Annotated in this window: 15 protein-coding genes; 4 read left to right on the top strand and 11 right to left on the bottom strand. The window is 55.7% G+C overall.

Annotated features, from left to right (window positions below):
• Positions 1–3 precede the first annotated feature (3 nt).
• Complete coding sequence (locus WJU16_RS19810; RefSeq protein ID WP_341835143.1) at positions 4–834, bottom strand: prephenate dehydratase; 831 nt, start codon at positions 832–834, stop codon at positions 4–6.
• 812 nt (positions 835–1,646) lie between these two features.
• Positions 1,647–1,862, bottom strand: coding sequence for a hypothetical protein (locus tag WJU16_RS19805; protein ID WP_298714428.1), 216 nt, complete (start codon positions 1,860–1,862; stop codon positions 1,647–1,649).
• 135 nt (positions 1,863–1,997) lie between these two features.
• On the opposite strand from WJU16_RS19805, the gene WJU16_RS19800 reads away from it, so the two are divergent.
• From WJU16_RS19800 to WJU16_RS19785, 4 genes are all read left to right on the top strand, one after another.
• Complete coding sequence (locus WJU16_RS19800; protein WP_341835142.1) at positions 1,998–2,558, top strand: sigma-70 family RNA polymerase sigma factor; 561 nt, start codon at positions 1,998–2,000, stop codon at positions 2,556–2,558.
• 24 nt (positions 2,559–2,582) lie between these two features.
• Positions 2,583–3,413: a trypsin-like peptidase domain-containing protein gene (locus WJU16_RS19795; protein WP_404980350.1), complete on the top strand. Its 831-nt coding sequence runs from the start codon at positions 2,583–2,585 to the stop codon at positions 3,411–3,413.
• Positions 3,311–3,670 carry a trypsin-like peptidase domain-containing protein gene (locus tag WJU16_RS19790; RefSeq protein ID WP_404980215.1) on the top strand — a complete coding sequence of 120 codons (360 nt, stop codon included), beginning with the start codon at positions 3,311–3,313 and terminating at the stop codon, positions 3,668–3,670. Before WJU16_RS19795 ends, WJU16_RS19790 begins: the two co-directional genes overlap by 103 nt.
• 310 nt (positions 3,671–3,980) lie before the next feature.
• A complete protein-coding gene (locus WJU16_RS19785; RefSeq protein ID WP_341835141.1) occupies positions 3,981–5,072 on the top strand; it encodes a hypothetical protein in 1,092 nt (363 codons plus the stop codon).
• Between the two features lie 59 nt (positions 5,073–5,131).
• Here the strand turns inward: WJU16_RS19785 and WJU16_RS19780 are convergent, their stop codons facing one another.
• The 9 genes from WJU16_RS19780 to WJU16_RS19740 all read right to left on the bottom strand — a co-directional run bounded on the left by WJU16_RS19780 (position 5,132) and on the right by WJU16_RS19740 (position 15,767).
• A complete protein-coding gene (locus WJU16_RS19780; protein WP_341835140.1) occupies positions 5,132–5,902 on the bottom strand; it encodes a hypothetical protein in 771 nt (256 codons plus the stop codon).
• Between the two features lie 107 nt (positions 5,903–6,009).
• Positions 6,010–6,195, bottom strand: a complete 186-nt coding sequence (locus tag WJU16_RS19775; protein WP_298709099.1) for a general stress protein CsbD — start codon at positions 6,193–6,195, stop codon at positions 6,010–6,012.
• Positions 6,196–6,265: 70 nt separating this feature from the next.
• Positions 6,266–7,201 carry an aldose 1-epimerase gene (locus WJU16_RS19770; RefSeq protein ID WP_341835139.1) on the bottom strand — a complete coding sequence of 312 codons (936 nt, stop codon included), beginning with the start codon at positions 7,199–7,201 and terminating at the stop codon, positions 6,266–6,268.
• Positions 7,202–7,228: 27 nt separating this feature from the next.
• A complete protein-coding gene (xylA, locus tag WJU16_RS19765) occupies positions 7,229–8,557 on the bottom strand; it encodes a xylose isomerase (protein WP_341835138.1) in 1,329 nt (442 codons plus the stop codon).
• 11 nt (positions 8,558–8,568) lie between these two features.
• Positions 8,569–8,877: a hypothetical protein gene (locus tag WJU16_RS19760; RefSeq protein ID WP_341835137.1), complete on the bottom strand. Its 309-nt coding sequence runs from the start codon at positions 8,875–8,877 to the stop codon at positions 8,569–8,571.
• Positions 8,844–10,058, bottom strand: a complete 1,215-nt coding sequence (locus WJU16_RS19755; RefSeq protein ID WP_341835136.1) for an FGGY family carbohydrate kinase — start codon at positions 10,056–10,058, stop codon at positions 8,844–8,846. The genes WJU16_RS19760 and WJU16_RS19755 overlap by 34 nt, the downstream gene beginning before the upstream one ends.
• Positions 10,059–10,092: 34 nt before the next feature.
• A complete protein-coding gene (locus WJU16_RS19750) occupies positions 10,093–11,742 on the bottom strand; it encodes a sodium/sugar symporter (protein WP_341835135.1) in 1,650 nt (549 codons plus the stop codon).
• 149 nt (positions 11,743–11,891) lie between these two features.
• Positions 11,892–13,361, bottom strand: a complete 1,470-nt coding sequence (locus WJU16_RS19745) for an alpha-L-fucosidase (protein WP_341835134.1) — start codon at positions 13,359–13,361, stop codon at positions 11,892–11,894.
• 18 nt (positions 13,362–13,379) lie between these two features.
• On the bottom strand, positions 13,380–15,767 hold the full coding sequence (locus WJU16_RS19740) for a glycoside hydrolase family 95 protein (RefSeq protein WP_341835133.1): 2,388 nt from the start codon (positions 15,765–15,767) through the stop codon (positions 13,380–13,382).
• Between the last annotated feature and the right edge of the window lie 69 nt (positions 15,768–15,836).

Genomic DNA, 15,836 nt, shown 5'->3' with positions numbered 1-15,836 from the left:
GTATCAGGTATGCGTATTGCCTTTTTTGTAAATCCCCAGCACGGTCAGCTGCTCGGTAAGGGGTGCGATTTTATCGAGCGCCTGCTGGAAATGCTCCGGGGAGTCGAATTCCATGTCGGCGTGGAAGTAATAATGCCATTCCTTCGCGGGGATCGGAAAACTCTGGATTTTGCTCAGGTTGATGCCTTCCTGCGCGATCATGGTGAGCACGCGGGCAAGGCTTCCCCGTTCGTTGGAAGTCTGGAAATATACGGAAGATTTGTTAGCATCCCCGGGGGTGGCTACGCCGTTCCGGGAAATGGCCAGGAAGCGGGTATAGTTATTTTTAGCCGTGTGGATGTTGCGCCCGATCACCTCGAGGCCGAAGATATCGGCGGCGAGCTGGCCGGCGATGGCGGCGGTGGATTTCAGTTTTTTCTGGCTCACATGTTTGGCGCTGAGGGCGGTATCTTCCGTTTCCACGAGTTTGATGTGGGGGTATTTGGCGAGGAAGTCCATGCATTGCAGCAGCGCCATGGGGTGCGAGTGCACTTCGCGGATATCGTCGATCGTTTGCCCGGGCATCACCATGAGGTTTTGGTTGATCTGCAGGTACAGTTCGCCTACGATGTGAAGGCCGGAGTTTTTGAGGAGGGAATAGTTGGGCAGGATGCTGCCGGCGATGGAGTTTTCGATGGCCATCATGCCGCCGTCTACCCCGGCTTCGGCGTTTTTCACCTTTCTGACGAGCTCGGAGAAGGAGGCACAGGCCTCGATTTCAGTTTGTTTGCCGAAGTAATTCTGGGCGGCTATCTGGTGGAAACATCCTTCAAATCCCTGGATCGCGATGCGCATATATGTGTTTTAAAAATGCTGTTGAGCAATAAAAAGGGCCCCGCTGACTGGCGGGACCCTTTCCTTTATCTTACCGGCGAACCGTTGTCACAAGAGAGTCCCGCTTTCTTTTGCGTAAAAGAAAAAGTAAAAATAGCAGGCATAAAATCGATTCTGTGACATATCTGTTTTTTACCGGTTTGCATAATTCGTTACAAAGAAAAAGGCCCCCTTTTGCAGGAGGCCCGTTGTATTTTTTTATCTGTTTGGATCAGTAAAAACGAACCTCCTAATTCTGGTACCAGAAAAAGTAAAAGCCGTAAAAGTATCCAAAAGTATGCTGTTGCATCAGATAGTGTGTTTGCGTTGTTTGATAGAACAAAAGTAAAGCAGGATTTCATTTTTTCAAACAGGGGAAGTAAAATATAAAATTCATCTAACAAAATAGGCCGCACATTAAACCATTTTCAAGAAAAACAGAAATATACCGGTTAATTGGTCATCAAAACGGCGGATTGAATGCTATAGCAAATAATTCCTGGCTGTGCCCGGGCGTACATCCGGCCTTACTTCATACTTACTATAGGGTAACTGTAGGGTAAAAGAGGGGGTAATGTATATCAAAGGTATATCAGCGTCCTAACAGGATACAGTAACCCCTTAGTATCCAACCATTTACCCTTAAGTACCCCTGCTTTACCTACGGATGATATACATGCTGCAGGTAAATTCCCCCTTGGGCAGCCACTCTCGCCCAGGGTATGTGTGATGCACAAAAAAGCCCCCTGCGGGTGCAGGGGGCCGGATGAATATCCTTTAATGCTTGCCTATAATTAGTGAGCTTTAGCAGTAGAGTCGATAGCTTTAGCGGTAGAGTCAACCACGGCAGCAGCGGAATCAACAACAGCAGCAGCAGAGTCAACAGTGCTCTGAGCTTCCTGAACCAGGCTGTCAACTTTAGTGGAATCACCTTCAGTGGAGGTACCAGCGTTGTTGCAAGCTACAGCGAACAGACCCAGTGCGAGTGCGAGGAAACCGAATTTTTTCATTTTGATACGTTTTAAGGTTTTTTGAAATGAGATTTAACCTTTATACCCGGATCAAACGAAAGGTAACCCGCAATCTGAAAAAAAATTTATTTTGCCTACTTTGGGTTACTAAACCTGCCCAAACCGTATTAATCAGTGAATCATCTTTTGCACATAGAAAAGGATCAGGAATTACTGCACAGATTAGCCGCTAACGACGATAAAGCTCTGGAAATCATTTATTTGGAGCATTATCCGATGATAGAACGGATGATTTTGCAGCACAATGGGTCGGCGGACGATGCCAAAGACATCTTCCAGGAATCGATGATAGTCTTATATGAGAAGGCAAAAGAAGGGAATTTTGTACTCTCTTCCCGGTTAAAAACCTTCCTCTACGCCGTTTGCCGGCGGATGTGGCTCAAAAAGCTCCAGAGCGGGCCTTACAACAGCCCCCTCCCGGAAGACGTGGAAGAATCCCCCGACGCGGCCGACGCCCTGGAAACGCACCTCGAGAAAGACGCGCAGTTCCGGCAAATGGAAGCCGCCATGGGGAAGATCGGGGAGCCCTGCAAAACCATCCTGGAGGAATATTACATCCACCGCCGGAGCATGCAGGAAATCGCCGGTCAGTTCGGGTATACCAATGCTGAGAACGCCAAGAACCAGAAGTACAAATGCCTTATGCGGCTGAAGAAACTATTTTTTGCGAACTAATATAAAGCCAAGCAGGAATCCGTGATGAACGAATTACATAAAATACAGGAAATAGAACGCTACCTGGACGGTGAAATGACCGCCCGGGAAAAAGAAGCGTTCGAATCCCTCCTGCGCCGGACCCCCGAACTCCAACGGGAAGTATCCGACCACGAGGCGTTCCTCTCCCAGCTCAGGGCCCACGGCGCCCGCCAAAGCCTCCGCGCCCGGATGAACGCCATCCACCCGCAGGCCGCCGCTGCTACCGCGCAACTCCAGCCGGCTCAGCAAGCCCCCGTAGTACCCATGACCAGCCGCCGCCGCACCTGGTACTCCGTTGCCGCCGCCGCATCCATCGCCCTGGTTACCTCCCTGGCTACCATGGCCATCATGCAGCGCTCCGCCAAAAACTCCTATACCGCCAAGTATGAAGACGTACGCCGCGTGCTGAACAACATCCAGCGCTCGCAAAACGCCCTCATCCGCGATATCAATAATAAAAACGCCGGCCCCGTCAACCCCGGCACCTATGGCGGCACCTGCTTCGCCATCTCCCGCAACGGCTATATGGTCACCAATTACCACGTGATCGCCGGGGCAGACTCCATCTATCTGCAAAACCACAAAGGGGAAGCCTTCAAAGCCGTCAGCGTATTCGAAGACGTATCCAGCGACCTGGCCGTTCTCCGTGTGGCAGACAGCGCCTTCCGCTCCGCCCCGCTCCCTTATACGCTCAAAAAGACCCCTCCCGCCTCGGGCAGGAAGTGTTCTCCATGGGCTACCCCCGCGACGAGATCGTTTTCGGCATGGGCTACATTAGCGCGCAAACCGGTTTCAACGGCGATACCCTGGCCTACCAGGTGTCCATCCCCGTGAACCCCGGCAACTCCGGCGCCCCCTTGCTCGATATGAACGGCGAGCTCATCGGCATCATCACCGGCCGCCAATCCACCTCCGAAGGCATCGCCTTCGCCGTGAAATCCGGCCACCTGAAAAGATTACTCGAAGAATTACCGAAAGAGAAATTCAACCGCAAAGACCTCAGACAGAAGAACCAGCTGCTGGGCCTCCCCCGCGTGGAGCAGGCACGCAAACTGGAAGAATTCGTATATATGGTGAAAGTGTACAACTAAGCGATTGAAAAATGAAAAATAGAAGGACCGGCTGCAATGGATCATCCAGGCAGCCGGTCCTTCGCTTTTAATTAAGCGTTACTGCCTATAGCCGCCCCCTCTTCCCTGCCCTACCTTTGCGCAGCTTCATTAACCTCAGCGCAATTATGAATAGATTTTTCAGTTTACCCCTGCTGCTCGCAGCCATGCTCGCTTGCACCCAATGTTCCAAACCGTCTCCCAAAACCGGACCCGCTCCCACCCCGCCCGAAGGCGGAAAAGGCATCCCCACGGCCAAGGGAACGCCCCAGGGAACACCTTTCAGTAAAAAGTGGGGCCCGCGGGCGGCACGGTCGAATACCCCGGCGCCCGGATCACCCTCACCATCCCGGCGGGCGCGCTGGACAATGAAACCGAATTCTTCATCCAGCCCATCACCAATACCGCCCCCGGCGGTAAAGGCCTGGCCTACCGCCTCCAGCCGGAAGCCCTCACTTTCAAAAAGCCCGCTACCCTCACCATCCGGTTTACGGCCGAAGACCTCCTGGGCACCATCCCCGGCGCCCTGGGCATCGCCACCCAAAAGGCCGATGGTATCTGGTACACCGTTGGCGCCCTCCGCAACCTGGCCAATAAGACCCTCTCGGTGCAAACCACCCATTTTTCCGACTGGAGCTTCTTTGAAGCCATCTCCCTCCAGCCCGCCATGGTAGCAGCCGACCCCGGACAGCAGGTTTCCCTGGCCGTGAAATGCGTACTGCCCGGACAGGATGATCTCCTGGAACCCCTTACGCCCCAAGGCAAGGAAACCGCCCTCCTCGACCCCAAAACCCTCCTCGATCCCAGATATATCGAAAAATGGACGCTCCAGGGCAGCGGTCAGCTCGCCGGCAACACCAACACCGGCAAATACACGGCCCCTGCACAAATCCCCGCCACCAACCCCGCCCTCGTAACGGTCGATATCACCTCCAACGAGAACGCCGTAGGGATACTGGTCAGCCGGATCTTTACCGCGCCGGAAGGCATCTCGGTATCTGTCGCCGGCGGCGGATGGACCACCTACGGCAACAGCGGCGGACATATCACCTCCGGTGAAAGCTTCGTGATGGCCGAACAGAACGGCACCACCGCCAGTGTCAAATGGCAGGGCAAACAGCCGGGCCAATGGACCTGGGACCTCACCAACGTTATCTTCCTCCTGAACATCGGTACCGCACAAACCTACGCGCAGATGTACAACGCCGGCGGACAAGCAGTACCCAGCCATGGGAGTCTGCATGTCCTGGAAACGGGTTCTTCCGGCCCCTGGATCATCGGATCCGCTTCCATGGAATCGGCTGGCCATTTCATCCATTCCACCCCGCCTGTAACCACTACCACGCCGGTTAAAGCTTACTTCCGGGTAAAACGGCTGAATTAACCGCATACAAAAACGGCTGACCCGGAAAGGTCAGCCGTTCGCTTTTATAGCAATTTCGTTTATTCGTTCTCCTTCATGCGCACCGCCGGATTTTCGCGCCATTTCTTCGCGCGGACGGAGATCCACATGATCAGGTCTTCCTGGTTGATGGTGCGCAGCATGCCGTAGCTGGGCGTGTAAATGTTGGTGAACTGCGTGAGGGAATCGCCTTTGAGACCGGTTACCGTGCTTACAAAGCTCTTCGAATAGCGGTAGTCGACAAACTGCTGGCGCTCGTTTTCCTCGTAAAGTTTTTTAAACCTGCGGAGGTCCTTTTCTTTGCGGGAGCCGCGGGTGAAGGGACTGAACACCATTCCGAAACCGCCGTCGGTCCGTTTTTCTGTGTTAACGAGCGTCTTTTCCTTTGTTTCGAGGAAGGGCTTGAATTCCTCGTACCGCGCGATAGAGTCGAGCTGATACGCGTTCCATTTGCCGGACACTTCCACCTGGGGCAGGAAGCGCTCCCGGGCTTTCAGCCGGATGTTGGCGACCTGCGTACCCGCGAGGTTGATCACCTTCACGCTATCGGAAACATAACCAATGAAAGAAACCAGGATTTCATCGCCCTGCCGCGCGGTGATCCTGTAAAAACCACCCTGGTCGGAAAAGACGCGGGCGCCGGTTTGTTTGTTCCGGACCGTTGCGGGATATAATACAATCTTGCCGTCAATGCTCGTGATCTGGCCGCGGACGGTAACGGGCGTTTCAATCTGGGCGAGGGCCGGGAGCGAAACCGCGCCGCCCGTAAGGGTCAGCAGCATGGTTATTAAGTACAGTCTGATGGGTTTCATATTATGCTAACATTTACGACCGGAAAATAGTTAAGACACGAATGTAATATAAAAAAGCAATTCCCGGAGGAATCGTCTTCCCCGGGAATTGCCCGTAATTCGAGTTGTTACAGAGAACGGATAATGGATATCACCTCGTCCCTGGTTATACCGAGTTTAATCTGAATCTGGCGGATGAGACGGTCGTCTTTCCCCTGCTCATAGGTAAGATCCGTCTCCGTCAAATCGGCGAACAGCTGCTTCAGTTTCGCCTTGATCTCGCTCCACCGGTCCTTGATCATCAGGATGTCCATGACATGACAATTTATGGGTGAACTAATGAGGGGTTACAACCATAAATTCAAAGTCTGTGCCAAACAGCCGTCAGGCCCCGTTTACCTGGATCGCCGTTTGGAAAATCGCGCTGTGCCCCGGCTCCACCGTCACCAGTCCGATGCCGTTATTGAAGGCGTTCGGGGCGCCGGTCAGGTTCTCGATGGCGATGCTGTTCCGGTGTGGCGGTGTATATACCTGCAGGATCGGATAGCTTTTATCGGGATAGAACGCGATCCGGATGTTTTTCTCCGGGTCGGTCAGCGTGCAAAGCGGCTGTGCGGCGGCAAAATCCAGCAAAAAGGAATTATCCAGGCTCACGCCATTCATGCTTTTTCCATGCGCGAATTCGCTGTAAGGCAGCACTTTCCCGGTGGGGATCAGTTTTTCGTCGAATTCCACGATGCTGGTGCTGCTGAATTGCAGTTCCAGCCGGTCTACCGGCGTGCCCGTGGTAAAATACGGGTGCCATCCGTCCATCATGGGTACCGGCGCGTTGTGCAGGTTGAAAACGGCCGTGGTTACCTGGAGCATTTGCTCAGGCAGCAGGCGGTATTGCACCTCGCAACGGTAAGGGAACGGATACCCGGGGTCGTCGCCGGCGTAGTGATGCTCCAGGGATATTTCGGCGAAGCTGTCGGTCGCTTCTTCTTTGATGAGCGTGAAAGCCTGATCGAAAAGCAGCCCGTGGATGGGGGATTTGCGGATGGTGTAATCCGTTCCCTTCCAGTTATAAGCGCCATCCTTGATGCGGCAGGCGAATGGGCTCAGCTTCACGCTTTTGAAACTGCCCGTTACCCCTGCGTGCAGGTCGGTATCGCTTTGGTAGCTGTCGATGATATTGATATGTCCGCTTCCGTGCGGCACGCGGAAAGCATGCAGCAGGGCGCCAAATCCTGGAATGATCTGTACTTCCGCGCCTGCGTCGTCTTGCAGCGCGATGATGGAAAAGCCGTTCTCTTCTTTATGCGTAATACTGAATGCCATGCTTCGATTTTGCCCTAAATATACAGCCTAAATGTACTGGTTGATGATATTTTCCAGCCATTCCTGGCGGCCGCTCGTTTGCTTCGGTTCTCCGTTGGCGATGGCGAATGCGCGGAGGTCTTCCAGCGTCAGCTTGCCGCTTTCGAATTCCAGTCCTTTGCCGGAGTCGAAAGAAGCGTAGCGGTCTTTGCGGAACTGGCGGTAAGGAGATTCGCGGAGCATGCGGTCAGCTACGAAAGCCGCGCGTGCGAAAGCGTCCATCCCGCCGATATGCGCATGGAAAATATCTTCGAGGTCGGTGGAATTGCGACGGGCTTTGGCGTCGAAGTTCACACCGCCGCCTGCGAAACCGCCGGCTTCGAGGATCACCAGCATGGTTTCCACCAGCTCGTTGAGGTTCATGGGGAACTGATCGGTGTCCCAGCCGTTCTGGTAATCGCCGCGGTTGGCGTCGATGCTGCCCAGCATGCCCGCGTCTGCCGCTACCTGCAGCTCATGCTGGAAGGTGTGGCCCGCGAGGGTGGCGTGGTTGACTTCGATGTTGAGTTTAAAGTCCTTATCGAGACCGTATTCGCGAAGGAACCCGATCACGGTGGCGCTATCGTAGTCGTATTGGTGCTTGGTAGGCTCACAAGGTTTGGGCTCGATGAAGAAAGTACCCTTGAAACCCTGTTTCCGCGCGTAATCGCGGGCCATGCCGAGGAAGCGGCCGAGGTGGTCGAGCTCGCGTTTCATATCGGTGTTCAGCAGGGTCATGTAACCTTCGCGGCCGCCCCAGAACACGTAGTTTTCGCCGCCGAGGGCGATCGTAGCGTCGAGGGAGTTTTTCACCTGCGTACCGGCATAAGCCACCACGGAGAAGTCCGGGTTGGTGGAAGCGCCGTTCATGTACCGCGGGTTGCTGAAAACGTTGGCGGTGCCCCAGAGGAGCTTCACGCCGCTGGCTTTTTGTTTTTCCTTCGCGTAATCCACGATGGCCTGCATGCGCTTTTCGTATTCGGCGATGGAAGCGCCTTCGTCGATCAGGTCGATGTCGTGGAAGCAATAATAAGGAACGCCGAGCTTGGTGATGAACTCGAACGCGGCGTCCATTTTATCCTTGGCCGACTGGATAGCATCGTTGGAAGCCAGCCAGGGAAATTCCTTGGTGCCGGGACCGAAGGGATCGCCGCCGGTGCCGCAGAAGGTATGCCAGTAGCTCACGGCGAACTTGAACAGCTCGCGGAGCGTTTTGCCGTTGATGGTCGCATTCTCGTCGTACCATTTGTACGCAAAAGGATTGTCGGATTTGGGGCCTTCATATTTCACGGCGCCCACTGTCGGGAAGTACGTTTTGTTACCTGTGATGATCTGCATTTGTAAAGATTTTATCTGTTCGACAATATTTGCTGCAATTTCACTTTCCAGTCGGCGTAAGCATCCTGGTAAGCCGCGTGTGTTTTCGCGTCGGGGGAAATGGTGGCGAGGCAATCCATTCCGCGGAAAGCTTCGGGGAAGGATGCGAACACCCCGGCGCCTACGCCCGCACCTCTTGCCGCGCCCTGTGCGCCGTCTGTGTTATACAACTCGATTTCGGCGCCCGTGGCGTTGGCGAAGGCTTCCCGGAAAAGGGGGCTGAGGAACATGTTCGCTTTGCCCGCCCTTACGCGGTTGATGCGCAGGCCCATGGAGCGCATGATGTCCATCCCGTAAGCCAGGGCGAACACGATGCCTTCCTGCCCGGCGCGGAGCAGGTGCGCGGGGGAATGGATGCCAAAGTCGAGCCCCTGCACGCTGGCGCCGGGGAGCCTGTTTTGCAATATTCTTTCCGCGCCGTTGCCGAATGGGAAAACACGCAGGCCTTCCGCCCCGGGGGCGCCGTGGCGGCCAGTACGTTCATCTTATCATACGGCATCCCGCCGGAAACCTGCCGCAGCCAGCTGTTGAGGATGCCCGTGCCGTTGAGGCACATGAGCACGCCGTTGCGCGTTTCCTTTTCGGTATGGTTGACGTGGATAAAGGCGTTGACGCGGCTTTTCGCATCAAAGGCCGGCTGGTTGTGAACGGCGTACACCACGCCGGAAGTACCCGCCGTGGTGGCGGCTTCCCCGGGCTGGAGCACATTCAGGGAAAACGCGTTGTTCGGCTGGTCGCCTGCGCGATAGGTAACCGGCGTTCCCTCCTTCAGTCCCAATAATTCCGCCGCCGCTTTCGTGACTTTCCCCTGCTCCCCGAAGGTGGGCACGATGGGAGAAAGCAGCGAAGCGTCGATACCGTACAATTCCAGCAGTTGCTCCGACACCTTGCCTTCCTTAAAATCCCAGAAGATCCCTTCCGAAAGCCCGGAGAGCGTGGTGGCGGGAACGCCGGTAAGGCGCATGGCGATGAAATCCCCCGGCAGCATGATGTGCCGGATCTTTGCATAAAGCGCCGGCTCGTTCAGCTGCACCCAGCGGAGCTTGGAGGCGGTGAAATTACCGGGCGAGTTCAGCAGGTGCGGAAGCGTGTAGGCCTCACCGAGGCTTTTCGCGGCTTCGTCGCCGATCTTCACGGCGCGGCTGTCGCACCAGATGATGGAAGGCCGCAGCACTTCCCCTTTTTCATCTACACACACCAATCCGTGCATCTGGTAAGCAACCCCGATCCCTTTCACTGCCGAAGCGTCGAAAGGATATTGCTGCTGCAGGCGGCGGGTGGCTTTGATGACTTCCTCCCACCACATTTCCGGATCCTGCTCGGCGAAACCCGGCTTGGGGACGCGGATGCGCAGCTCTTCGTCGGACCCCGTGGCGGAAGCAAGGCAGCGCCCGCTCTGTACGTCGAGCAGCGCTGCTTTGATGGAAGAAGATCCGATATCGTAACCTAATAAAAATGACATATGCGTAGACGTGGGAAAAAGTTAAGCAATCCTATTACCAGAAAATCGTGTACAAAGCTGTCAGGATACCACAGATGATAATGGCGCCCACGGCGAATCCGGGAGCCAGTTTGAACATGCCGGCATCGATCTCCAGAGCTTTCGGATTGTCTTTGCTCTTCGGGTCCATGAGGCTGACGATCACCATCAGCGCCACGATGATCACAAACACCCAGCCCATGCGGTTGATGAACGGCAGATCGGGGAAGATGAACATGAGGGCAACCGACAGCGGGATGGCCAGCGCGGCGCCTACCAACGCGGCTGCGGAAGTAGTGCGTTTCCAGAAGAAGCCCATAATGAAGATGGCGAATACGCCCGGCGAAATGAAACCGGTATATTCCTGGATGAACTGGAACGCCTGGTCGAGGTTCCCCAGTGCAGGCGCCACCACGGCGGCGATGATGCACGACACCACGATAGCGATGCGGCCCACGTTCACCTGCTCGGCTTCGCCGGCATCTTTCTTGAAATGTTTTTTATAAATATCCAGCGTGAAGATGGTGGCGATACTGTTGGCCTTGCCTGCGAGGGAAGCCACGATAGCGGCCGTGAGCGCGGCGAATGACAAACCTTTCAGCCCTGCAGGGAGCAGGTTGAGGAGAATGGGATAGGCGCGGTCGGGCTTCACTTGCTTCACCCCGTCTACCACCGCCTGCATGTCTTCCTGGAACATGCCGTTTTTCCAGAGCACGTAAGTGGCGATACCGGGCAATACCACGATGATGGGCATGAGCAGTTTGAGGAAACCGGCGAACAGCAGGCCGTTGCGCGCGGTCTTGAGATCGGCGCCCAGTGCGCGCTGCGTGATGTATTGGTTGCAACCCCAGTAGTTGAGGTTCACGATCCACATACCACCGATGAGCACGGCCAGGCCGGGAAGGTCCTTGTAGTTTTCGTTGCTCTTGTCGAAGATCATATGGAAATGCTCGGGCGCTTTCTGCCGGAGGAGCCCCAATCCATCCCACATGCCATTCAGCGTATTGGTAGCCGTTTCTCCCACCGCCCCGCCGAAGTGGTGCGATACGAGGTTGAGCGCGAGGTAGGTAGTAGCCAAACCGCCGAGGATGAGGAAGAACACCTGGATCACATCCGTGAAACCGATCACCTTCATCCCGCCAAGGGTGATGATGATGGCGAACACCGCCAGCCCGATCATACAGGCTGTAAAGCTGAACCCGGAAATGGTGGACACCGCCAGGGCACCCAGGTACAGGATCGACGTCAGGTTTACGAACACATACAGCAACAGCCAGAAAACCGCCATGATGGTGGCTACCGTGCCGTTATACCGCTGGCTCAGGAACTGCGGCATCGTGTAAATCTTGTTTTTCAGGTAAATGGGCAGGAAGAAAATCGCGACCACGAGCAAAGTCGCGGCGGCCATCCATTCGTAGGTGGAAATGGCGAGGCCCATCTTGAAACCCGAACCGCTCATACCAATGAACTGCTCGGCGGAAATGTTGGAGGCAATGAGGGACGCGCCGATCGCCCACCAAGTCAGTGAGCCTTCGGCGAGGAAAAAGTCTTTGGTGTCGGTACTGGCTTTCCGTTTTTTGTTGTAAATGTAATAACCATACCCGGCCACAATGACGAAGTAAATCGCAAAAACGATGTAGTCGGATAGAACAAGTTGGTGGTTCATATTTGTTTCAGTATAACGTGAAAAGGATTAGTTTGTCAAGATAGCAACAAATCTTTAATTGTTAAATCTACAGTTAAAAAAATGGGCAAAAAAAAGCCGGGCGATATTTCACCCGGCTTAAAGTATTCATTTTCAGTATTTAACAATCATCAGCTTACCTGCGTCACCTTGAACGTCCATGCGTGTTCGCAGGGCGTTTCTTTGGCGGTGAGTTTCGGCACGGTTACTTTAATGCCTTTCGCGGTTTTGGTCCACTGCAGGTTGCCGGGCCGTCCGAGCAGCTGCACGGTGGCGCCTTTCGCGGGTGTTACGCCCTGGATTTCGATCGATCCTTCAGGCATGACGGGTGCGATGGCGTACACGGTGCTGCCTTTGCGGGTGAAGAACAGCTCTTTGCGGGCGTATCCGGGCGCGGGGTCCACCGTTTGCTTTAGCAGTACCTCTGCGCTCACGTACCCTTTGTGTTTGGGCTGCTCGCGGTTGCCGGCGGTCCACTGCACGGGGGTTTTCCAGGCGCGGGTGTCATAAATCGCTTCGCCGTTCACATCCAGCCATTTGCCGATCTGCAAAAGGCGCTCCTGCATGATGGGCGGTATTTTGCCATGCGCATCCGGACCGATATCCAGCAACAGGTTGCCACCGCTGCTCACAATATCGAGCAGGAGGTAAATGAGCGATTGCGCGCTGTTGTAATCCTCAATGTCTTCGTTACGGTTGTATCCGAAAGAATACCCCATGCCGCGGCACTCTTCCCAGGGCTTGCTGAATGTTTTACCGACTTCGTACTCCGTCGTGAAATACCCGCCGTGGCGCTGCCGGATGCCTTTGCCCCAGCGGTCGTTCACCACTACGGATTCCTTCACCGGCGATTCGTTGTACAGCCAGGTGAGGAATTCTTTCGAATGCCAGAGGCTGTCGGTCTGGTCCCACTCGCCGTCGGGCCACACGATATCAGGACTGTAACGGTTCACGAGGTCCTTGAGCTGGGGGATCATGTGGGTGGTTACGTATTCGTGGTATTGCTTGTTTTGGTACAGCGGGTTATACCATTCGTACAGCGAGTAGTAAAAGCCCATTTTCAGGGGCGTCTTCTTTACGGCGGCGGTGAGGTCGCCCAGCACGTCGCGTTTGGAAGCGGCGTCCATGGCGTTCCAGGGGCGGCCGAAGGCTTTGGTGGCCTCTTTGCTGGGCCAGAGCGCGAAGCCGTCGTGGTGTTTGGATGTCAGCACCACGTATTTGGCGCCCGACTTTTCGAAGAGCTTCGCCCAGGCGTCGGGGTCATAATCTTCTACCGTGAAATAATCTGCGAACTGGTAATACGAAAAATCTTTCCCGTACACCTTGTTGTGGTGGTCGAGCACGGCGGAGGTGCCGTTCTGCCCGTTGCCGTACGTCTTGCCTGATTGCAGCCATTGCTGGTACCACTCCGCGTACACACCTTTCGGCGCCCAGGCCGGAACGGAGTATACGCCCCAGTGAATGAAGATCCCGAACTTTGCATTCTCAAACCAGGCAGGAACGGGCCTGCTGTCCAGCGACTCCCAGGTCGGTTTGTATTGTGCCATCGCCGTGGCCGGCAACAACGCCCATACCAGGAGCTTCAGCCATTTTCTCATCATATGCGGATTTGTTTTTTGCTATAGTAACTGGTCGACCGGCACGTTCACCGACTTCCCTCTTTCCACCGACAGCGGCAGCAGGTGCTGGCCGTATTTCAGAACGAGGTTGCGGCCGGTGGTGGAGCGCAGGTTGATGGCGGTCAGTTTGCCATCGGCCCAGGCCAGGTCCATTTCGAAACCGCCCCTTACGCAAAGTCCTGTAACTTTCCCCGTGTGCCATTGCGCGGGCAATGCCGGCAACAGTTCCACGTAAGCACCGTGGCTCTGGATGAGCGCTTCTGCGATCCCGGCCGTTCCACCGAAGTTGCCGTCGATCTGGAAAGGGGGATGGTTATCGAACAGGTTGGGCAGCGTGCTTTTCGCGAGCAGGGCCTGCATGTGGTTGTATACGCTGTCGGCCTGTTTAAGACGGGCGTAGAAGTTGATGATCCACGCGCGGCTCCAGCCCGTATGCCCGCCGCCTTGCGCCAGTCTGCCGGTGAGCGTGCGCATCGCGCCTTCGAAGAGGGAGGGCGTTTGCTCGGTGATCTCCGTGCCGGGGTGCAGCCCGAAGAGGTGGGATATATGCCGGTGGCCGGGTTCCACTTCCGGGTATTCTTCGATCCATTCCAGGATCCGGCCGTCTTTCCCGATGCGGGTCGGCGGTAATTGTTTGATGATGGCTTCCCAGCGCGCCACGTCGGCAGAATCGGTGCGGAGCGCCTGCGCGGCGGCTACGCATTTGGACAGGAATTCGCGGAGGATCTGGTTATCCATGGTAGGACCGTAGGTCAGGCCGGTAGGCTTGCCGGTAACCGGGTGTACGAACTGGTTTTCGGGAGAACTGGCGGGCGAGGTGACGAGATAGCCTTCCGGGCTTTTCACCAGGAAATCTTCCACGAACTCGGCGTGTTCCTTCATAATGGGATAGGCTTTCTCGCGGAGGAATTTATAATCCAGCGTGAAGGCGAAGTGTTCCCAGAAATGGAGGCACATCCAGCTGGCGCCCATGGGGAAAGTTCCCCATCCTACGCCGTTCTGCACGCCTGTTTTGCCAAACGCATCGGTGCAGTGGTGCACCACCCATCCGCGGGCGTTGTACATCTTCTTCGCCGTGATGCGCCCCTCCGGCCGGATGCGGTCCATGAAATCGAACAACGGCGCGGTAGTCAGCGAAAGATTGGTGACTTCCGCCGGCCAGTAATTCATTTGCAGGTTGATGTTTGTATGGAAGTCCGCATTCCACGGCGCATCGAGATGCTGGTTCCAGATGCCCTGCAGATTCGCGGGCAAAACGCCCGGCCCGCGCGAGCTGCTGAGCAGCAGGTATCGGCCGTACTGGAAGTATAACTCGGTAAGGTCCACGTCCTCCTCCCCTTTCTTCACGGCCGCCAGGCGCTCATTGGTAGGGAGGCTGGCGTTAATGGAAGTGCCGAGGTCGAGGCTCACGCGTTGCATGATGGGACTGAAATCGGCGATGTGTTTCGCTTTGATGGCCGCGTAAGTTTTTGCCGAAGCCGCGGTAAGGAGGCGGCGGCATTTGGCCATGGCTACGGTGGCGCCGGGATCGAGGTCTTGTTTCACCGCATTGTAATTGGTGGCGCCCTGGATGTAGAGCGTCATGGCGCCGGCGCCTTTCACGGTGATCACACCGTTTTTCGCAACGGCTGTTCCGCCGGAAGGCGTTACCTGCACGATGCCTGCAAAGCGCATGTGCGCGCCTTCCGGACCTTTATTCTCTTTTCCGTTCCGGTCGATGATCTGCCCGTCGAGCACGAGCTGGCGGCCAGCAGCGATCACTTTGCAATCGCGCAACTTTTCGCTGGTATCGCGGGGATTGGGCCGGCTGAGGAAAATCACTGCGTTGAGGGCGCCGGGTTTCGACGCGGAAATATGCACGGCGATGATATTGTCGGGGTTGGACGCGATCACTTCCTGTTTGTAATCGACGCCGTTGACGGTGAACGTGGTGAGGGCGACGCCGGAGTTCAGTTCCAGGCTGCGGCGGTATGCTTCCGCATCTTCGAATCCGTAGTCGATGTTGACATTCATGAGCGTCTGGTTGGAACGGAAGCTGCGGGCGGGGCGCGGCGGGTTGCCGCCGTCGGTGGCGAGAAAGAATTTGTCGGCCAGTGCAAATGCTTCCGCGTTATGATTCTCGAAGATAAGCCGGCGGATGGTATCGAGATACTTCCCTGCGTCGGCGTTGCCGTCGTTGAATTTGACGCCGGCCCAAACGCTTTCTTCGTTGACCTGGAGGATCTCCTGGCCGGTGCGGCCGTAAACCATGGCGCCCAGGCGCCCGTTGCCGACGGGTAAGGCTTCTTCCCACCGGACTGCCGGTTTCGCATACCAGAGGGTGAGCGGAGATTGTTGCGCCAGGGCTGAATTCCCCAGCACCATCATGAGTACAAGGATCTTTTTCATAACCGTAAACGTTGCATGAACAATATACTGCAAGGCTGCGGCGATTACAAGCCGCAGCGAATTAAATAC

The sequence above is a fragment of the Chitinophaga pollutisoli genome, assembly GCF_038396755.1.
GTDB lineage: Bacteria > Bacteroidota > Bacteroidia > Chitinophagales > Chitinophagaceae > Chitinophaga > Chitinophaga pollutisoli.
The sequence above is the reverse complement of the archived record's forward strand: the minus strand, read 5'-3'. Positions and strand labels throughout refer to the sequence as shown.